Raw genomic sequence first — 19,824 nt, 5'->3', positions numbered from 1 at the left:
AGTGAGCCTTACTGGAAACTAGCCGATTGGCAAGCTGCAAGTTGAAAGACCCCCTACTGGGGATCGAACAGCACCGGCACGGAAGTGGGCGAGCGGAAGACCTGCCCGCGGATGTGCGGGTCGTCCCCGTCGGGGTCCAGCCGAAGATTCGGCAGCCGGTCCAGCAGCAGGTTGATGGCGGTGCGCATTTCCAGCCGCGCCAGGTGCATGCCGAGGCAGACGTGCACGCCGTGGCCCCAGCCCAGGTGTGCGCGGGCCTGCCGGTGGATGTCAAACGTGTCTGGATCGGGGTAGCGATCTTCCTGCCGGTTCGCCGAACCCAGCATCGGCATCACCGTGGCCCCAGCCGGGATGGCCACGCCGCCGAGTTCGGTGTCGCGAGTCGCCACCCGAGTGATGGTCAACAACGGTGGTTCCCATCGCACGCCCTCTTCGATGGCTTGCGGAAGTAGCGACCGGTCGGCACGGATCGCGTCCAATTGCGGCGGATCCGACAACAGTGCCAAGAGCAGGCTGCCCAGCGACCGGTAGGTCGTCTCCACACCGGCCGGCAGCAGCAGGCGAAGGAACGAGAAGATCTCTTCATCCGCCAGCTTTTCCCCGTCGATCTCGGCCGCACCCAGCGCGCTGATCAGGTCCTCCTTCGGCTCGGCGCGGCGGGCTTCGAGGATCGGCGCGAAGTATTCGCACAGGGCGGCCGATGCCGCGAGCCCGCGTTCCGGGTTCATCAGCCAACTCAGCAGCGAAATCGACCAGCGCTGGAACTGTGGGTAGTCCTTTTCCGGCAAGCCCAACAGGCCCGCGATGATCTGGCTCGGATAGTCGAAGGTGAACTCCTTCACCAGGTCTGCCTTGCCGTTGGGTGCGAAGTTGTCGATCAAGCCATTTGCCACGCGCCCCACCAACTCGTCTTGCCAGCGCGCCAATGACTTCTGCGAGAACGCCTTCGATACCAGCGAACGCAGCCGGCCGTGGATCGGCTCGTCCATGCCGAGCATTACGCCTTCCCCCAGCACGGGACCGAACGCGGCGATGACGGCCGCCGACGAAAACGTCTCGTTGTCACGCAGCATCTGCTGGACATCCTCGTGGCGGTACACGATGAACATCGGCAGCGATTCCTCGTGCGGCAGCGCTCCCGACGTCTCAAGTCGCTGCACCGGTTCCTCGCGGCGCAGCCGCGCCAATTCGGTGTACGGGTCGCGGACGTCACCGGATATCGCGTCGTCGAAAGAGCCGAAATCCTCGAGGTCGTCAAATAACTGTTCCATAGGTGCTCCTCTAGTGCTTCTTCCCCCGGCTGGCCAAGCGCTGCAACAGTGGCTGTGGGATAACGCGCGCGGCCAACACCATCGCCTTCTGCCCCCAAGTTAGTGGCCAGGCCCCGCCCCGCATCGAGCCCTGCCGCGGTATGCCCAGCACGATCCGGGACATGTGATGCAGGCCGGAAGACGGCAGAATCCTGTTGGCAACCAGCAACATAGAGGCATCCGGGCCCACACCGCGACGGCAGAACGGCCTGCGGTCATCCAGCGTCTTGATGAGGCCATCGGTGAACCGCTCGGGCGGTCTGGCGAAACTGACCGCGAACCTGCCCCGGGTGTTCATCGTGTTGTGCAGTCGGGCATAGGGACCGTCGAACTTGCGATCGTCGATTGTGCCCGCGTCGGTGATGATGTCGGTGTCGTACGTGCCGGTCACCAAAACCGTCACGCCGAGACCGAACGGCGCGATCTCGCACGCCATCGACTCACCCCACCGCTCTAAGGCGCCCTTGGCCGCCGAGTACGGAGCGGTGCCCGGCTGACCGCGCACCCCGGCCGCGCTGGATATCAGCACAATGCGTCCCTCGCCCGCCGCCCGCATCGGGGGCAGCAGGGCCTGAGTGAGCGCGACGGGGCCCAGGACGTGAGTGGCGAACATCTTCTGCCACAGCGCCATATCGGTTTCCTCCACCATTCCGGCGGCGGAGATCCCCGCGTTGTGCACAAGCGCAAACGGTGCGCCGACGGCTTCTTCGATTGCCTTGGCCGCCGCAGTGATTGACGCCGGGTCCAACAGGTCGAGCTGTACACCGATCAGCCGGTCGTCAGTTTCGTCTGCACCGGTCTCCTGCCGCAGCAATGGAATTCCACGGTCGGGTGTCCGCATGGCCGCGACCACGCGCCACCCTTCGCGGTACAAGCGCACGGTCGAGGCGAATCCCAGTCCGCGCGACGCACCGGTGATGACAACGGTGCGCGGCTCAACCATTCTTGCTCGTGACCGCGCAGGCGCCCTGGCCCGGCGGCGGTGGGTCGACGTGCGGCCGGCCGTTCGGCTCGCCGCTAGCCCACGTTGACCAGATGCCCACGGAGTACGGACCTTGCGCTCCGGCTTTCTCGTAATAACCTTGCGGGTCATACACTTTGGCTTCCGGATACGGCCAGGGGCAGGCCACCGAAGTCGCGGCATGGCTGACTTTGATGATCCAGAACCATCCGCCGTAGGCGAAGTAGGACACGTTGATGATGGCGAACATCACCAGGAATGTGCCTAGCACCGGTCGCGTCGGGAACAGCTTCGCCTTGGCGGCGAGCTTTTCGGCCACCGACTTACCGGTGTCGTCGCGGTAGCAGAGGATTGCTGCCGGCACCATCACGAAGCACACCGAGAACGACTCCCAGATCAGCGGGAACTGGAATGTGGTACCGGTGAACACCGAGCCCCACGGAATCACCTGCGAGTAGATGTACATGCCCCAGTGGATGAGAATGTTCTCCAGGCACGCATCGAAAATAAAGCCGATCACCAGGGCGAGAAGGCCCAGGCTGACCAGCGGGTGGCGCGACACGAACGACGTAGGCCCGTATTTGGCCTGTAGCTTCCGCAGAATCCAGACCGCCGGGAAGTAAGGCCCGAAATAGAACATCACGTACCCGAACACCACGAACGGCTCGACGGTCGGCGACAGCGACACCAGCGGCCACGACTCCGGCCAGTGAATGAGGTCGGGGTTGTAGACCGCGAACGGCGACCAGTTCATGATCGGGTCCTGCCACACGATCAGCGTGGTGCATAGGAACATCAACATCACCGGGCTGCCCGGATTGCGCCGCCACCCCCTGATGAACACGAGCAGCAACACGATTAGTGCCACCACGGTGGCACTGTCCAGGAATGTGATGTAGTCCAGCCCGAACGTGAATTTCACCGGGCGCGGTCGGCCGTGCACATTCGGGTTGGCGACGCGCGGGTCGAGGGCCACGCGGCAGTTCGCGATGAAGAACAGCGTGAAGGCGGCCAGTGCGACACCGGCGATCCAGCCGCCCCAGCCACGCTTTTCGGCGCGCTCCGGGGATGCCGGCTTCTCATGCGCGGCAGGCGATGTGGACTGTTCCGTTGTCACGTGTCAGCCCTCCTCTCCGAAGCGATCGACCAAGTGCGAGTTGATGCCGTCGGCATCGAGGGTCCGCGCCACCAGATAGCCGGCACCCATCCAGGCCCGACGGGTCCATTTGCCGAACGACACTCGGGTGCCGGGCGCACCGGCGGCGGCAGGCATCATCTTCACCCGCTCCAACGCCTCTTTGACACCACGCGGGCTGAGCGGGTGCGCGTCTGTAAACGCACGCACAAGGGCGGCTGCGACATCATGGTTGACCACCGGCACGCAATACTCGGGACGTCTGCCGTCGTACTTTTCGGCGTAACGGTCCAGGAACTCCTGACCGAGCCGATTCTCCTCGTCGTACTGGTCGACCCCGGTCCAGCCCATGAACGCGTTCCACATGATCGGATTCACCCACGCATTCTGGAAAGCCGTCGTGGTGAACCGTGGCGGGTCCCAATCGACTGCTTGCAATGCCGGGTTGATGAACACAATCCCAAATCCGAAGCCCAGATGAACAATTGCTTCCGCTTTCGCATCGTGCAGCGTCCGGACGGCTTCGTTGATGTCCTGCGCGGTCTGCGCGATCGCTGCTTCCGCAACGATGCGAATACCCTTGCGCCGACAGGCACTTCGCAGATTCTTCAGGTAGCTCTCGCCGATCAGATTCTGCTCGACGAGAACGCCGATTTCGGTGAGCCCACGTTTGGCTACCAGGTCTGCGATGAAGATCGGCTCGTCGGTCATCGATCCTTGCGGGAACGAAAAGGTCCACTCCCCCAACCAGTCGTCGGTGCCGGTGACACTGATGGCCGGGACCTTGAACCGCTCTTCGATTGCTTCCCGGGTGGGCACGCAGTTGTCGGTGATGTGCGGCCCGAAGACCACCAAACAGCCTTCGTCGACGAGTTCGCCGAACGCGTCGATCACCGCCTTGACCGATCCTTTCGGCAGTCCCTCCACTTCGCGGTAAACCATTTGTACGGGACGGTCCATCAACCCGAGTTCAACGGCCTCTTCGAAGACGAGGTCGAAGCACCTGGTGAAATCCGCCTTCATCTCCTCGGGAAACATCGGTGGCAGCGTGAAGTCCATCAGATAGCCGACCTTGATCGGCTCTGCGCGGCTTTCGTAGGACATCTGACCTCCCGGGCCCGACCTAATATTTGTTCAGACCTTAACGGTGGCGATATGCAGCGTCAATCATCAGACCCGTCCGCCCCACCCAGGTAAATCCCGATCATTTCGTAAAGTGCCCTGCCCACTGCCACGTCGTCGGTGAGCGGTCCGGCGATCGCGGCCCGGGCTGCCTCTTGCATGGTCAGACCCTCTGCGATGAGCCGGCCCGCCGCGATCAGCACACGGGTCGACGCGACCTCACGCAGCCCCCCGGTTTCCAAGCGGCGGATGGCCTGCCCGAAGCGCACCAGCTCAGCTGCGGTGGCGGCGTCCACGCCCGCCTCGTGCGCAACGATCCCTTCTTCGACATCGGCTGCAGGAAAACCGAATTCGACGGCAACCATGCGCTGACGCGTCGAATCCTTGAGGTCCTTGAGCACGCTTTGATAGCCCGGGTTGTACGACACGACAAGGCCGAATCCGGGCGCCGCGTCCAGCGTCACACCCAGCCGCTCAATGGGCAGTTGCCGCCGGTGATCCGCGAGCGGATGCAGCACCACGGTCGTGTCCTGTCGGGCTTCCACGACTTCGTCCAAATAGCAGATCGCGCCCTCGCGGACCGCCCGGGTCAGCGGGCCGTCCACCCACACCGTCTCGTCGCCCCGCAGCAGATACCGACCGACCAGGTCTGCCGTGGTGAGGTCGTCATGGCAAGCGACCGTGATCAGCGGCCGGCCCAGGTCGTAGGCCATGGCCTCGACGAAACGGGTCTTGCCGCAGCCGGTCGGCCCCTTGAGGACGAGTGCCAGTCCCTGGCGGTAGGCCGCCTTGAAGATGGCCTCTTCACTGCCAACCGCTTTGTAGTAGGGCCGCACCGTCTCCGCCACCTCAGGGGCCGCGCCGTTCCGGTGGGCAATTCCGGACTCGTTGGCCATAACTTCCCTTCTGCCACCACGCTGATTGGAGCCTAGCCGGAACAGATGTTTGTTTCAAGTACGGATGGAGGCGAGCTTCATCCGCGACGCAGACGCGCCAACTGCGTGCTGCGACAGGCCATCAGGGCGAGATTTGTACGCTCGGGCATTCCCTATGACACCCTCCGGCGGACCTCCGCCGAGCGCAACGCGGACCGAAATAGCGGTCCGATCACTCCCGCTAATTGATCTGGGCGTCCGATGGTCGCATGTGCGGTGCTGCCGAACACCCTGCACAGCGACTGCACGTCGGTTCCCGCACCGATCGTCAGGCATACGCAACCGGTGCCCCGGCGGCGGGCTTCGGTCAGAGCACGTCGCGCGTCCGCGGCGCCGTAGGCCCGCTCATATCCGTGGTCATACGCCAGCCCGTCGGACAAGACCACCAGAAGCCGCCGCGACGTACCTCCGCGTGCTTCCAAGACCGCCGAGCCGTGCCGGATCGCCGCCCCGAGCCGCGAATACGCGCCGGGTTCCAAACTGTTGAGCCTTCTTATGACTCGGCTGTCGAGATGGTCGTCAAATCGTTTGACGGGCACCATGCTCACCGCGCGCCGGCCCTGTGAGTAGTACGCGTAGAGCGCAACTCGGTCCCCGAGGTCGTGCAGTGCAACCGTGAGGTTGGCGACGGCCGCACGCTGTTGTTCGTGCACCGTCCGCCCGACCGTCCCGGGCTCAGCCGCCGACCCTGACACATCGAGAAGGAGCAGCACCGACAGATCGCGCCGGCGCCGCAGGCTGTCGAGGTACACCGCCTCGTCGGGCACCGATCCGGCCAGCACTTCGACGCGGGCTTCAACCGCCGCGTCGATGTCGATGTCGTCGCCTTGCGCCTGACGATGGCGGCGGTGCAGTCCCATTCCGAGCCGTGACAGCGGGCGCCGCACGCCGATGGCGTCGTCGATTTCGGGGGTTGTCGATGGCTTGATCTTCGGTTCGACCTCGCGCACGGTGCACCACCCGGGGCGGTAACTTTTGCGCGCCGCGTCCCATTCCGGATACGTCGCGCCGTCCGCTATGGATCCTCGGTCCGAAATATCCGAGCCGTCATCGCTCGTGGTTGAAGCCAGCGACGACGCGGCATGCAAACCGCGGTTCGCAGCGTTCGTCCGGTGCGTCGGGGTATCCGCGCCGGGCGGTCCGCCGCCAGTACCGATCTTGCGTGTTGACGAAAGCATCTTCTTCAGCCACTTGCCGATGAAGCCGCCCCCGCCAACCGGGCTGGTGAACATGTCCGGATCGTCGGAATCATCGATCTCGCCGTCGTCCAGCTCCTCGAGTTCCCGCTTGCCCCGGCTGCGCGGGACGTGCTGCGGATTCGCCTCATCCTGTTGTTTGGCCGCTTTGGCGGACGTGGCCACGACCTTCGCCGCACGTATCACACCGAATTCCGGCGCCGGGTCGTCAATCGATACCCGGCCTTCGGCAATTCGCAGCGACGCGGCGGCCGAGTCGCTGCGGCTCGCGATGTCGCGGTCGCCCATCGACGCCAAAATGCTTGGTAGCAGGCCGCTGTTGGCGACCAGTGCGCGGTGAGCCTCGATTGCCAGATAGCGCCTGGCCAGCCGGGGGTGGCGGACCAGCGGGCGCACGACGTCGGGATCCAGGCTGCCGGCTGCGATCATCGATGCCTGTACGGCTATGACTTTGAGTGTGGTCCGGGCTTCCGTCGAAGCGTCGACGTAAATGGTCTGGCCGTCGGTCCACGGGGGTTCACCCGTGTGCAGTTGGGCAACGGCCACCGGCCGGCCGGCAAGTGCGGAGGCGAACATGCCGAGCGCCTGAAACTGGTCGCCAAGAGCGTCGTCTCCCACGCTCGACCTCCGAACCACGGCACATTGACCAAATATCTGTTCCAACGTAGAGTCCGGTCTGGCCGCAGTCAATCACGCGAGGTCGAGAGAGCACGTGGATTTCTCCTACCCGGCGGAAGTGGAACGCTTCCGCGCTGAACTGCGCGCCTGGCTGTCGGCAAACCTGACCGATGAACTGATCGCGGCCCGTCGGCCCACCGGCCGCGATGACGCGGCGTTCGAGAGGCTGCGCGAGTGGAACCGCGGCATGGCCGACGCCGGATGGGCGGCAGTCTCGTGGCCCGAAGAGTACGGCGGCCGGGGCGCGACGGTGCTGGAACAGCTGGTCTACACCGAGGAGACCACGCGCGCGCGAGCGCCGCTGCCGCTCAACGTTATTGGCATGAACAATATTGCGCCGGCCATCATGCAGTACGGCACCGAGATCCAGAAAAAGACCTTGCTTCCCCGTATGATGCGGGCCGACGACATTTGGTGCCAAGGCATGTCGGAGCCCGAAGCGGGCTCCGATCTGGCCGCGCTGCGCACCCGCGCGGTGCGTGACGACGGGTCGTTCGTCGTCAACGGCCAAAAGATCTGGACTTCGCTCGGACACCGGGCCGACTGGTGCCAACTCTATGTACGCACCGATCCCGATGCCCCCAAACACCAGGGGATCTCCTGCCTGATCGTCGACATGAGGTTGCCCGGTATCGAGGTCCGTCCGCTGGTCACGCTCAACGGCGACACCGACTTTGCCGAAGTGTTCCTCCACGATGTGCGCGTCGCGGAGGATGCCTTGCTCGGTCCGCTCAACGGAGGCTGGCAGGTCGCCACCACAACGCTGAGCCATGAACGCGCCGGAGCGGCACGGCTATACGCCGAGCTGCAGGTGCGGCTGGAGGAACTGGTGGCAGACTTTGCCGCCGCAGGCACCGGCGCGGATCCAGTCACGTTGCGACGGCTGGGCGAGATCGCGGTGCGCATCAAGTATCTGGAAGTGCTTTGCCAGCGTTCGATCTCGGCGACACTGCACGGCGGGGACGCTTTCGGGTCGGCAAGCCTGGCCAAGACGGTATGGGGTGAGATCGGGCAAGATCTGGCCGCGCTGGCCTTCGACGTGCTGGGCACGCGTGAAGGGGGAAGACGCTGGGCGGACTACCGCCTGACGTCACGCTCGCTGACCATTGCCGGCGGCACCACTCAGATCAACAAGAACATCACGGCCCAGCGCGTATTGGGGTTGCCGCGCAAATGAACCTCGAACTGACCGAAGAGCAAGTCGCACTGCGCGATACGGTGCGTCGTTTCCTCGCTGAGAAAGCCCCGATAGCCGGACACGTGCGGCCGTTGCTGGAGGATCCGTCCGGTATCGACGACGCGGTGTGGCAAGGATTGGCCGACCTCGGGACGACGGGTCTGCTGGTACCGGAAGAGTGCGGCGGCGCGGGCATGACCATGGTCGAGGCCGGCATCGTTGCCGAAGAACTCGGCGCCGCCCTGCATCCAGGGCCATGGCTGTCGACCGCGGTGGCCGCGACGCGCACGCTGACCCGAGTCGGTGTTGGCGACGCCGGTGCCGAGTTTCTAGCCGGCATCGCCGACGGCACCACCATCGCCACCGTCGCCGGACTGGGCGAGCTGGGGGCACTCCCCCGCAAGCGGGAGGTACCCCCACCCGCTAGCGCGGGACCGCCGTCGCTCATTGTGCCCGACGCCGCTGCCGCTGACGTCATACTGATGTTCGCTGAATCCGACGACGGTCCAGGGCTTTTCGCCGTGCACACCAACTCCAACGGCATCTCAATGACACCCGAGCACGGGATCGACCAGACTCGCAAGCGGTTTCGGGTCCGCTTCGATGACGCGACGGCGCAACTGCTCGCCACACCGTCTCCGGAAGCCATTGCGGCCGTCGTCGACGACGTGCTCATCGCCATGGCCGCCGACGCGCTCGGCGCCGCCCGCGCGATCATGCAGCTGGCCATCGAATACGCCAAGGTGCGGCGGCAATTCGGTCAGGTGATCGGATCGTTTCAAGCGATTCAGCACCTCTGCGTCGACATGTACGAGACCGTCGAGCTGGCCCGCAGCGGCGTCATCCACGCATTGTGGGCCGCCGACAACGGCACCCCGGACGAACGGCACCTGTCCGCGCTGCGGGCCAAGGCGTTCGCTGGCCAACTGGCCACGGTGGGCGATACCGCGATCCAGGTGTTCGGTGGGATCGGCTACACCTGGGAGCACGACGCTCATCTCTACCTCAAGCGTCTGCTCAGCTGGAGCGAATTTCAGGGTGGTCCCGACCGCTATCTCACCGAGCTCGGCGCCCAGCTTGCCCGATCGAAAGGCGCTGTCCCGTGATCGAATTCAACCGTCAGGTGGCAATAGTGACCGGCGCGGGCCGCGGGCTTGGCCGGTTGTACGCACTGGAGCTCGCCCGGCGCGGTGCATCGGTGATCGTCAACGACCTGGGCGGCACGATGCACGGCGAGGGTGCCGATGCCAGCGTCGCCGACCAGGTGGTCGCCGAGATCGCAAGCGCCGGAGGGGTTGCGGTGGCTTCACACGAGTCGGTGGCGAGCCCGCAGGGTGGGGAGGCCATCGTCGCGCTCGCACTCGAGCGTTTCGGTCCCCTCGACGCCGTAGTGAGCAATGCCGGCATTTTCAACAGCATTCCGTTCGACGAGCTGTCCGCGGAACAGTGGCGGCAGATGCTCAGCGTGCACCTGGACGGCGGATTCTATTTGAGCCAACCCGCATACCGGGTAATGAAAAAGCAGGGCTATGGCCGGTTCGTGTTCATCTCCTCCTCGGGCGGGATGTTCGGGCAGCCGATGGAAGCCCACTACGCGGCGGCGAAAGCCGGCCTGGTCGGGCTGTCGAACGTGATCGCGATCGAGGGCGCCGAACACGGCATCCTCGCCAACACCGTGCTGCCGTTCGGCTTTTCGCGAATGGTCACCGAAACCGTGGGTGACCCGAAAGCCCTTGAGGAAATTGGCTTTCTGAATGTGATCAAGCCCGAACTGGTGGTCCCCATCGTGGTATTCCTGGCGAGTCGGGCCTGCGAATTCAGCCACCAGAACTACTCGGCCTGCGCGGGACGTTTTGCCCGGGTCTTCGTCGGGCTCGGCGAGGGCTGGTTGGCGGAGCCCGACGACACCCCGACCGCCGATGACATTGCCGCCCACCTCTCCGAGGTGTCGGCGATCGAGCCGTTCACCGTGCCGGGCTCGATCTTCGAGGAAGTCTTCGCTGTGGCGGCCCAACGCGGCGTGACGACCTAGCCATGGACGTTTCATACCTGCTCAGCTCCACCCGTTCGGCGCGCAAGTCACTGGACCTCGACGCACCCGTCGACCTCGCCGATATCCGCGAGTGCCTGCGCATCGGCTTGCAGGCCGCCAACGGTTCCAATCAGCAGGCGTGGCGGTGGCTGGTCGTCGTCGACCCCGAACTGCGGTCACAGATCGCCGTGCTGTATCGCGAGGCCTATTTGCTCAGGGTCGGCGGGCAACTGCTGGCGCAGCTGATGCCGGAAGGCGCGCCGGAGAGCCGGCTCATGTCGTCCACGGAGTGGCTTGTCGAAAACATGGCCAACGTTCCGGCGCTGGTAATCCCTTGCTACCAGCCCTACCTCCCGCGCATCGCCGGTGACGAGTCGTTCCACCGGGCGACGCTGTACGGCTCGATCTTCCCCGCCGTCTGGAACTTTCAGCTGGCCCTGCACACCCGCGGGTACGGGACCTGTATCACGACTCTGCACCTGCACCGCGAACGTGAGGTCGCGAGACTGCTCGGAATACCGGAGAGCTATGAGCAGGGCTGCCTGCTACCGGTGGGCCGTCTCGGTGCCGGGCACCGGTTCCGGCCGGCCCGACGGCGGCCCGTCGACGAGGTGGTCGCAGTGGACCGTTGGGAGGGCCCGCCGCTCTAAGATTGCTCAGTAGCCCGCCGTCAGCAGCGCGTTTTCCCGTAGCCAGTCTGATAGCCTCTAACAAAGATTTGGTTCACCGGGAGGACAATGCGTATGCCCGCCAAGCCGCTGTCCGCCAGACTCGCGCACAGGTAGCCATGGCCAAGGCCGATGCATTGGATCACGCCGGCACCGCAGCCGACACCGGAACCCGCCGGACCGAGATCCTGCAGACCGCGGCGTCGCTGATCGCTTCGTCGGGACTGCGAACCTCGCTGCAGGAAATCGCCGATGCGGCAGGCATTCTCCCGGGTAGCTTGTACCACCACTTCGAATCCAAAGAAGCGATCCTGGTCGAGCTGACTCAGCGTTACCACGACGATCTGAACCGCATCGGACAGAACGCGCAGGCAAAGTTGGACGAGCCCGACGCGCGGTCCCCCGCCGAAAAAATCACCGAGCTGGGAACGGCGATCGCCAATTGTGCGGTGGAACATCAGGCGGCCCTGCAGATGTCCTTCTACGAGGGGCCGAGCGCAGATCCCAAACTGATGAAACGCGTGCAGCAGCCCACCGCGATTCATGAGGCGATGCTGCAGACGCTGCGCGCCGGCAGGTGGAGCGGCTACATCAAACCCGATGTCGACCTCCCGACGTTGGCCGACCGTATCTGCCAAACCATGCTGCAGGTGGGGCTCGACGTCATCCGCGACAAGGCGTCCGCCGATCAGGTGGCCGGGCTCATGTGCCGAATCATCTTGCAGGGGTTAGCCGCCCGGCCACCCACGGATGTGGCGCTGGATAGGTCCAAGGCGTTTGCCGCCGCCAGCGAGGTGATCGAGACGTGGGCCGACGACCGTGTCGCGGATCCGAGCGACAAAGCGGCGCAGCTGCGCGCGGTGGCACGAACGGAGTTCGGCCGAAAAGGTTATGAAGTCACCACCATCAGGGACATCGCATCGGCGGCCGGTCTGGGCACCGGCACCGTGTACCGGGTGATCGGATCCAAGGACGAACTGCTCGACTCGATCCTGCGCTCGTTCGGCAAGAAAGTTGAAGCCGGCTGGGTCAGCGTGCTGCGCTCGGATGCAGCGCCGATCGAGAAGCTCGACGCACTGAGCTGGGTCAACGTCAACGCGCTGGATCAGTTCTCCGACGAGTTCCGGATTCAGCTTGCGTGGATGCGGCAGTCTCCGCCGACCACCAACCCGGGCTGGTCGTATACCACACGGCTGCGGCAGATGAAATCGCTGCTCTCCGAGGGGATCCGGTCGGGCGACATTCGCATCGACACTCCGTCGACGGCCATGCTGGCGCGATGTGTCATCGGCATGCAGTGGATACCGGAGAACATTCTGCGGGCCGTGGGGACACGCGCGGCGCTGCTGCACGCCCGCGACACGGTTCTGCGCGGCGTCGCGGTTCCCAAGAAGTAAGTCCGACTGGCGGCCAGCAGGTGGGCCCCACGCGGGACCCCGGTGTTGAACCAAATAACTGTTCTATTTACAGTAGGGCAGTTAGTTGTAAAGGCCGCTGGAAGGAACTCCATGACTGTTATCGATCGGTTGCGTTACGACGGCAAGCGGGCGCTCGTCGTCGGCGGCGCAACGGGCATGGGCGCCGCGGCGGCCAAATCGGCGGGCGAACTCGGCGCCGAAGTGATCGTGCTGGACTACGCGCCGGTGGACTACGACGTTGCCAAGGCAATACAGGTGGATCTGCGAGACCCCGCCTCCATCGACTCCGCGCTCGAGCAGATCGGCGGACCGGTGCACGCCGTGTTCTCCGCCGCCGGTGTCGCCGACGGGCCGGACCTGATGAAAATCAACTTCATCGGCCACCGCTATCTGATCGAGCGGCTTCTCGAGAGCAACCAGCTTCCGTCCGGCTCGGCGATATGCTTCATCTCTTCGGTCGCCGGGATGGGGTGGGAGAACGACCTGGATCTGCTGACCGAGTTCCTGGCCACGCCCGATTTCGCAGCGGCCGATGCATGGTCCAAAGCTCGCGAGCCAGAAGGCATCATCCACTACGGCTTCAGCAAAAAGGTCGTCAACGCCTACGTGGCCACGCAGGGCTATCCCCTGCTGAAGAAGGGCATCCGCATCAACGCCATCTGCCCAGGGCCCACCGACACCCCGCTGGCTCAGGCCAACGCCGACCTGTGGCTGACCTTCGCGCAGGACTACCGCGACGAAACCGGCTCCAAAGTCCACACGCCGGAGCAGATGGGGGACGTCATGGCCTTCCTCAACAGCGCCGCTGCCTTCGGTATCAGCGGTATCACGCTGCTGGTGGACTACGGGCACACGATGGCGTCGCTGACCGGGGCATACCCACCCGGCAAGCCGATCATCGATCTGATCATGGGCCGCGTAAAGCTCTAGGGGACTGGCTTCTTGGCGCGCATCATCGTCATCGGCGGCCACGGCAAGATCGCCTTGCAGCTGGCGCGCATCCTGACCGACCGCGGCGACACGGTCAGTTCGGTCTTCCGCAACCCCGACCACGTCGACGACGTCGCCGGAACGGGTGCCAAACCCGTCACCGCCGACATCGAGCAGCTCGATACCAGTGGACTGGCCGAGCTGGTGGCCGGCCACGATGCGGTCGTCTTCTCCGCCGGGGCGGGCGGCGGTAATCCGGCGCGGACCTACGCTGTCGACCGGGACGCGGCGATTCGGGTGATCGACGCCGCCGTACAGGCCGGCGTCAAGCGGTTCGTGATGGTGTCCTATTTCGGCGCCGGCCCCGAGCACGGCGTTCCACCGGAGAATTCGTTCTTTCCGTACGCCGAAGCCAAGGCCGCCGCGGATGAGCATCTGCGGGCCAGCGAGCTGGATTGGACGGTGCTGGGACCGGGCCGGCTAACCCTCGAACCCGCCACCGGCCGGATCGTGATCGGCAAGGGTAAGGGCGAGGTGTCGCGAGGCGATGTCGCCCTCGTCGTCGCAGCCGCGCTGGCAGATGACTCGACCATCCACCGCACCATCGAATTCAACAACGGTGACGCCCCTATCGCGGAAGCGCTAGCTGGCTGACGAACTGGGGTCCAGATCGCGTATCTGTTTTGCCAGCCGCTGCGGACGCAGAAGTGGTGCGTTGTGGTCGAGCCCGGGTAGCACCACTGCGTGTGCGCCTCGCGTTGCGTCGGCGATAGCGCGTGCGGCGCCGCCGAAGGAGGCCGGACTCCGTTGGCCGGCAAGGACGTCCAAGCGCATCGATATGTCGCCGTAAGTCGATGCGGGTCCGTCCAATCCGAGCATCTCACGCCCTTCGGAAACGGTTGTCGGTATCAGATCCCGCTCTTGACGCCACACCGTGTTGAGCAAGGTCCGCGCTAAGGCAACCGCCACCGGCAGCGGGAGACGATCCCACCCGCCCAGTTCGCGCAGGAGTTCGGCCAGAGCGCGGGCATGTTTTCCTTCCTCCGCCAGGCGCGTCACCCGCGCGAAAAATGTCGGCAAGGAACCGTCGATTCCGACTCCCGCGTCGTAGGTCACCACCCAACGCAACTGTTCGGCGGTGGCCCGAATGGCCGTTTGCAGCGCAATAAGGCCGCCATAGCTATGACCGAACAATAGCCTCGAATGCGTGGCTGCCAGCGCGGCGAAGGTGTCCTCACACTCGCGGTCCATGCAATAGGCCCGGCCCTGGGGACCGCTGTCGCCCCGGCCCCGCCGATGCACGAGGTGAACGGTGTAGGAGGTTGCCAATCTTCGCGCGAAGCGCCGGTAGCGGACCGGCGGACTCAGTCCCCCCGTCAGGACGACCAGCCCAGGGCCGGAGCCGATGCTGTCGATGGCGATCGAGGTGCCATCCGCAGATGTGACGAACGATTGCGCGAAGCCGCGTCCCTTCATCCGCACTCCAACCCGTCGCCAGTGTGATGCGTCGCAGGGATTTTAGCTGCGACAGACCCGCACGGTAGCCTTAACGGCGCAGCTGGTCTGCTGTCGCCGCAACCGCGGCGCCGGCATCGAGCGAAGCGGGTTAGTAACGCATCGCGAGAGGGAACCCGGTGAGAGTCCGGGACTGTCCCGCAGCGGTATGCAGGAACGACCGCCGTCAAACAGCACTGGTCCGCAGGGTTTTGGGGACTGGGAAGCGACGGCCACTAGGAGCACCTCCGGGTGCGCGCCTGCGAGTCCGAAGACCTGCCAACTGTGCCGGGCGCGCCGCGTCCGGCGGCTCATCGCCTCGTGGAATGGGCGTTTGGCCTAGCTGGTTGCGGTTTATGTACTTAAGGTGCGAACCGCATCCGGATCGGCTGCACGTCCGCTGGCGGTGACCACCACGCCGATTGAAGGACGAACAAAATCGTGACCTCCGAACCTTTCACCGCAACTGTTGTCGGCTCGCCACGCATCGGCCCGAAACGCGAACTCAAACGCGCGACCGAAGGCTATTGGGCCGGACGTACCAGCCGATCGGAATTGGAAGACGTCGCCGCGACGCTGCGCCGCGACACCTGGAAGAGCCTCGTCGATGCCGGGCTGGACTCGGTGCCGGTGAACACCTTCTCCTACTACGACCAGATGCTCGACACGGCCGTTCTGTTGGGCGCGCTGCCGGCCCGGGCCGCGCAGGTCGCTGACGACCTGGACCGCTACTTCGCAGCGGCGCGCGGCAACAAGGACGTCGCGCCGCTGGAGATGACCAAGTGGTTCGACACCAACTACCACTACATCGTTCCCGAGATCGGGCCGTCGACGAAGTTCACGCTGAACCCGGACAAGGTGCTCTCCGAACTGAAAGAGGCTCTCGGGCAAAGTATTCCGGCGCGTCCAGTGGTCATCGGCCCGGTGACCTTCCTGCTGCTGAGCAAGGGTGTGGACGGCGGTGGCGCGCCGATCGAGCGGCTGCAGGAGCTGGTGCCGATCTACTCCGAGCTGTTGAGCCTGCTGGCCGACAACGGCGCGCAGTGGGTGCAGATCGACGAACCCGCGCTGGTCACCGACATCTCCCCCGACGCCCCCGCGCTGGCCGAGGCGGTCTACAACGCGCTCGGCAAGGTGACCAACCGGCCGGCCATCTACGTCGCCACCTACTTCGGTGACCCCGGCGCGTCGCTGGCGGGGCTGGCGCGCACACCCGTCGAGGCGATCGGCGTCGACCTGGTCTACGGCGCCGACACGGCGATCGCCGGGGCGCCCGGCTTAGCCAACAAGACGCTGGTGGCCGGCATCGTCGACGGACGCAACATCTGGCGCACCGACCTACAGGCGGCACTGAGCAAGCTGGCGAGCCTGCTGGGCTCGGCCGCCAGCGTCGCGGTCTCGACCTCGTGCTCCACGCTGCATGTCCCCTACTCGCTGGAGCCGGAGACCGACCTCGACGACGCGCTGCGCAGTTGGCTGGCGTTCGGTCAGGAGAAGGTCGCCGAGGTGGTGGCCCTGTCTCGTGCGCTTCACGAGGGCCGCGAGGCGGTCGTCAAGGAGATCGACGCCTCCAACGCGGCTGTCGCCTCCCGCAAGCGCGACCCACGCCTGCACAAGGACCAGGTCCGGGCCCGTATCGACTCGATCGTCGCATCCGGGGCGCACCGCGGCGACGCCGCACAACGCCGGGCCAGCCAGGACGCGCGCCTGCACCTGCCCCCGCTTCCGACCACCACGATCGGCTCGTACCCGCAGACCTCGGCGATCCGAAAGGCGCGCGCGGCCTTACGGTCCGGCGAGATCGACCAGGCCGAGTATGTCCGGCGGATGAAGCAGGAGATCGCCGACGTCATCAAGCTGCAGGAGCAACTCGGCCTGGACGTGCTGGTGCACGGCGAGCCGGAACGCAATGACATGGTGCAGTACTTCGCCGAGCAGTTGGAGGGCTTCTTCGCCACGCAGAACGGTTGGGTGCAGTCCTACGGCAGCCGCTGCGTACGTCCGCCGATCCTCTACGGCGACGTGGTCCGTACCCAGCCGATGACGGTGGAATGGATCACCTATGCGCAGTCGCTGACCGACAAACCAGTGAAGGGCATGCTGACCGGACCGGTTACCATTTTGGCCTGGTCATTCGTCCGCGACGACCAGCCTCTGGCCGACACCGCCAACCAGGTGGCGCTGGCCATTCGCGACGAGACCGTGGATCTGCAGTCCGCCGGTATCGCGGTAATCCAGGTCGACGAGCCCGCTTTGCGCGAGCTGCTGCCGCTGCGTCGCGCCGACCAGGACGACTACTTGCGTTGGGCGGTAGGGGCTTTCCGTCTGGCCACCTCCGGCGTCGCCGACTCGACACAGATCCACACCCATCTCTGCTACTCGGAGTTCGGTGAGGTTATCGGGGCCATCGCCGACCTGGACGCCGACGTCACGTCCATCGAGGCGGCCCGCTCACACATGGAGGTGCTGGACGACCTGAACGCGGTCGGGTTCGCCAACAGCGTGGGCCCGGGTGTCTACGACATCCACTCGCCGCGGGTGCCCAGCGCCAACGAGATGGCCGAGTCGCTGCGGGCGGCGTTGCGCGCCGTGCCGGCCGGTCGGCTGTGGGTCAATCCCGACTGCGGACTCAAGACTCGCAACGTCGACGAGGTGACCGCGTCGCTGCAGAACATGGTGACCGCGGCGCAGGAGGTGCGCACCGGCGTCTAGCTTTTCGCGAGCGCACCTACTCCGACTCCGACAGCACCTCGACCGGCACCTCGTCGTCCCAGGGCTGTCGGGTCACCATGTCGGCCACCCGGACGTAGCCACGCTCGAACTCACCGGTGGCGGCGTCCACTAGTCGATACTGCTGGGTTTGGCGATGGATGGGCTGAGCGTCGAGCAACACGATCCGCACCTCGCCGGGTGCGAACTTGCAACGCTGCTGCATGGCGGTGATCAGTTGCTCGTTGTGCATGTGGCCGTCGCCGAAATTCCACCCGATGGCGGTGCTGCAGATCCGCTCTCCATCGGTGAGGACGTAGTCGTCCTCGTCCTGTCCCGCCATCGCGCGGTGCGCCAAGGTGAACAGCGCCCGGCCGTGAGTGTTCATGGCACGAAACGCGTATCCGAGGTACATCGGGATCTGGGCGCGGTCCTTGCCGTAGAAGCGCTCCAGCTGAGCCTGCGGCATGCTGGCGATCGCCACGATGCCTCGGCCGATTTTTTCGCTTGCCGAGGGCTTGATGCACCACAGCGTGGTATCCCAGTTGCCGGCGTAGTAACGCATGCCGGGCAGAAATGAGATCTTGCGCGGAAACATGTTGCCCGCCAACACTGTTCCCGCGACCAGCGCGAACAGGAGCGCCACCGGCACCGGGTGTCTGACGTCGGCAAGCCCCAGCCGGGCGTGGCCGACGAACAACGACAGCACCCCGAAGATCATGAAGACGTTCCACTCCAGCGGAACCCCCATCGGAATGGCCGTCAGGATGCCCAGGTGGAAGCACACCATCACGATCGCCGCGACCGTGGTCGGCCACCCGCCGTGCGAAAAGAACAACACCAGCGGCACGCACATCTCGATGAAGGTGCTGAGGTGAGCGAAGAGTCGCGACAACAGGCCGGGCCGCAGGTCGTCGGGGAACTTCTCGAAGAACATCCGCTTGACGAACCGTGGCCGGAACAGGGGGTTGTTGGACATCATCGTGGAAATCACGAACGGGAAGTGCTTGTTGAGCTTCGACGTCGCGGCGCCCATCCAGATCACGAGGAATACCAGCTTGGCCGCCACGATCATGTCGACCGCGGCGAACAGAAAAGTCACCGTCAGCGTCGCATAGACCTCACCACGCGCGGCCAGAAAGATCACCTTGTCGCGCAGCCCGAGCACGCCAAGGATCAGCAGGATCGATGCGGGCTGCCACACCGGCAACAGCCCGGCCTTGATGCCCAGCTCTGGAATCGCCTCGGTGCCATTGGAAAACAGCGCGCCCAGTAGCAAAGCGATCAACAGCGCGTACAGCGCCACATCCACCGGCTTGCGGGCGGTGCCCTTCGTCAGCGGGACTCGATCCGGCCAGGGTGGCAGCCGGATGGTGCCGAACCGCATCCAATACAAGATTGAGCCCATCGGCGGGAAGAACCGGTTGTTCAGCGGCCCGAAACCACAGCCCAGCCCGACCACCTCGAACAGCATCGTGTACAGCACGACCTTCTCGAACACGATGGGCTCGGCGTACCAGGACTTGACGTCGGTGAATCCGTTGATGCCGCTGGTGGTCAACACGATCAGCCAGGCGAACAGTATGTGGAGCAGGATCTTGGCGACGTAGAACAGGTGCAGCGCGACCGGTGTTCCGAAGCCCACTTCGGCCCAGTGCCGTGCCATCGGGCGGATTTTCTCGCTGCGGGTGCCCTTGCTCCATTCGGCAATGTCGACCTGCGGCAGGTCGGGCTTCAGAAATCCCATGGCGGACAGATTAGAACGTGTTCTAAGCGGGCGCACGGTAGACCTGAGAAGCCGCCTGGTGGATGCTTACAAGATGTCAATGACAAGCAGACGCCGCTGCGCCATGTTGGCAGCGGCCGCATTAGCTGCCGGGGCCGCCGTATTGGGTCCCGCTGCCCACGCCGACGTCCCCGGACCGGGCGATTCGTGTGCGTCGTTGCATGCCACGACGCACGACGCCAACGGCCGGACGATGTGGTGCAACCCGACGATGACCGGGGCCCACAACCTGGTGTGGCAGTACGGCGGACCGGGCTAACCCACTCCGAGTCC

The 19,824-nt window shown here is 65.1% G+C and carries 17 protein-coding genes and 1 riboswitch; of the genes, 9 read left to right on the top strand and 8 right to left on the bottom strand.

Features of this window, described 5'->3' with window-relative positions:
- Positions 1-53 precede the first annotated feature (53 nt).
- The 6 genes from AC5Y21_RS00690 to AC5Y21_RS00665 all read right to left on the bottom strand — a co-directional run bounded on the left by AC5Y21_RS00690 (position 54) and on the right by AC5Y21_RS00665 (position 7,277).
- Positions 54-1,271, bottom strand: a complete 1,218-nt coding sequence (locus tag AC5Y21_RS00690; RefSeq protein WP_499908407.1) for a cytochrome P450 — start codon at positions 1,269-1,271, stop codon at positions 54-56.
- A 10-nt stretch (positions 1,272-1,281) separates the two neighbouring features.
- Entirely contained in the window at positions 1,282-2,253 is a 972-nt protein-coding gene (locus AC5Y21_RS00685; protein WP_499908405.1) for an SDR family oxidoreductase, read from the bottom strand.
- Positions 2,246-3,388 carry a spirocyclase AveC family protein gene (locus tag AC5Y21_RS00680; RefSeq protein ID WP_499908403.1) on the bottom strand — a complete coding sequence of 381 codons (1,143 nt, stop codon included), beginning with the start codon at positions 3,386-3,388 and terminating at the stop codon, positions 2,246-2,248. Before AC5Y21_RS00680 ends, AC5Y21_RS00685 begins: the two co-directional genes overlap by 8 nt.
- Positions 3,389-3,391: 3 nt before the next feature.
- The gene (locus AC5Y21_RS00675) at positions 3,392-4,510 is read right to left on the bottom strand and encodes an ABC transporter substrate-binding protein (protein ID WP_499908401.1); all 1,119 of its coding nucleotides are present in this window, start codon (positions 4,508-4,510) and stop codon (positions 3,392-3,394) included.
- Positions 4,511-4,569: 59 nt separating this feature from the next.
- The gene (locus tag AC5Y21_RS00670) at positions 4,570-5,424 is read right to left on the bottom strand and encodes a CbbQ/NirQ/NorQ/GpvN family protein (protein WP_499908399.1); all 855 of its coding nucleotides are present in this window, start codon (positions 5,422-5,424) and stop codon (positions 4,570-4,572) included.
- A gap of 152 nt (positions 5,425-5,576) precedes the next feature.
- The gene (locus AC5Y21_RS00665) at positions 5,577-7,277 is read right to left on the bottom strand and encodes a nitric oxide reductase activation protein NorD (protein ID WP_499908397.1); all 1,701 of its coding nucleotides are present in this window, start codon (positions 7,275-7,277) and stop codon (positions 5,577-5,579) included.
- Positions 7,278-7,371: 94 nt separating this feature from the next.
- Here AC5Y21_RS00665 and AC5Y21_RS00660 point away from each other — a divergent pair, with 94 nt between their 5' ends.
- The 7 genes from AC5Y21_RS00660 (at position 7,372) to AC5Y21_RS00630 (ending at position 14,216) form a co-directional block, all read left to right on the top strand.
- Positions 7,372-8,514 carry an acyl-CoA dehydrogenase family protein gene (locus AC5Y21_RS00660; protein WP_499908395.1) on the top strand — a complete coding sequence of 381 codons (1,143 nt, stop codon included), beginning with the start codon at positions 7,372-7,374 and terminating at the stop codon, positions 8,512-8,514.
- A complete protein-coding gene (locus AC5Y21_RS00655; RefSeq protein ID WP_499908394.1) occupies positions 8,511-9,620 on the top strand; it encodes an acyl-CoA dehydrogenase family protein in 1,110 nt (369 codons plus the stop codon). The genes AC5Y21_RS00660 and AC5Y21_RS00655 overlap by 4 nt, the downstream gene beginning before the upstream one ends.
- Positions 9,617-10,546 (top strand): SDR family NAD(P)-dependent oxidoreductase, encoded by a 930-nt coding sequence (locus tag AC5Y21_RS00650; RefSeq protein WP_499908392.1) that lies wholly within the window; start codon positions 9,617-9,619, stop codon positions 10,544-10,546. Before AC5Y21_RS00655 ends, AC5Y21_RS00650 begins: the two co-directional genes overlap by 4 nt.
- Positions 10,547-10,548: 2 nt before the next feature.
- The gene (locus AC5Y21_RS00645) at positions 10,549-11,196 is read left to right on the top strand and encodes a nitroreductase family protein (RefSeq protein ID WP_499908390.1); all 648 of its coding nucleotides are present in this window, start codon (positions 10,549-10,551) and stop codon (positions 11,194-11,196) included.
- 137 nt (positions 11,197-11,333) lie between these two features.
- Entirely contained in the window at positions 11,334-12,611 is a 1,278-nt protein-coding gene (locus tag AC5Y21_RS00640; RefSeq protein ID WP_499908388.1) for a TetR/AcrR family transcriptional regulator, read from the top strand.
- 111 nt (positions 12,612-12,722) lie between these two features.
- The gene (locus AC5Y21_RS00635; protein ID WP_499908386.1) at positions 12,723-13,562 is read left to right on the top strand and encodes an SDR family oxidoreductase; all 840 of its coding nucleotides are present in this window, start codon (positions 12,723-12,725) and stop codon (positions 13,560-13,562) included.
- A gap of 24 nt (positions 13,563-13,586) precedes the next feature.
- Positions 13,587-14,216 (top strand): SDR family oxidoreductase, encoded by a 630-nt coding sequence (locus AC5Y21_RS00630; RefSeq protein WP_499908913.1) that lies wholly within the window; start codon positions 13,587-13,589, stop codon positions 14,214-14,216.
- On the opposite strand, the gene AC5Y21_RS00625 is transcribed toward AC5Y21_RS00630, so the two are convergent.
- Positions 14,205-15,038 (bottom strand): alpha/beta fold hydrolase, encoded by an 834-nt coding sequence (locus AC5Y21_RS00625; RefSeq protein WP_499908384.1) that lies wholly within the window; start codon positions 15,036-15,038, stop codon positions 14,205-14,207. The genes AC5Y21_RS00630 and AC5Y21_RS00625 overlap by 12 nt on opposite strands.
- A 110-nt stretch (positions 15,039-15,148) precedes the next feature.
- A riboswitch (cobalamin riboswitch) is annotated at positions 15,149-15,354 on the top strand.
- 143 nt (positions 15,355-15,497) lie between these two features.
- On the opposite strand from AC5Y21_RS00625, the gene metE reads away from it, so the two are divergent.
- A complete protein-coding gene (gene metE, locus AC5Y21_RS00620) occupies positions 15,498-17,768 on the top strand; it encodes a 5-methyltetrahydropteroyltriglutamate--homocysteine S-methyltransferase (protein ID WP_499908382.1) in 2,271 nt (756 codons plus the stop codon).
- Positions 17,769-17,784: 16 nt separating this feature from the next.
- Here the strand turns inward: metE and AC5Y21_RS00615 are convergent, their stop codons facing one another.
- Positions 17,785-19,512, bottom strand: coding sequence for a DUF3556 domain-containing protein (locus AC5Y21_RS00615; RefSeq protein WP_499908380.1), 1,728 nt, complete (start codon positions 19,510-19,512; stop codon positions 17,785-17,787).
- Between the two features lie 79 nt (positions 19,513-19,591).
- On the opposite strand from AC5Y21_RS00615, the gene AC5Y21_RS00610 reads away from it, so the two are divergent.
- Positions 19,592-19,810 carry a hypothetical protein gene (locus tag AC5Y21_RS00610; RefSeq protein WP_499908378.1) on the top strand — a complete coding sequence of 73 codons (219 nt, stop codon included), beginning with the start codon at positions 19,592-19,594 and terminating at the stop codon, positions 19,808-19,810.
- Positions 19,811-19,824 lie beyond the last annotated feature (14 nt).

The organism is Mycobacterium sp. NGS41 (assembly GCF_059812725.1).
The sequence above is the reverse complement of the archived record's forward strand: the minus strand, read 5'-3'. Positions and strand labels throughout refer to the sequence as shown.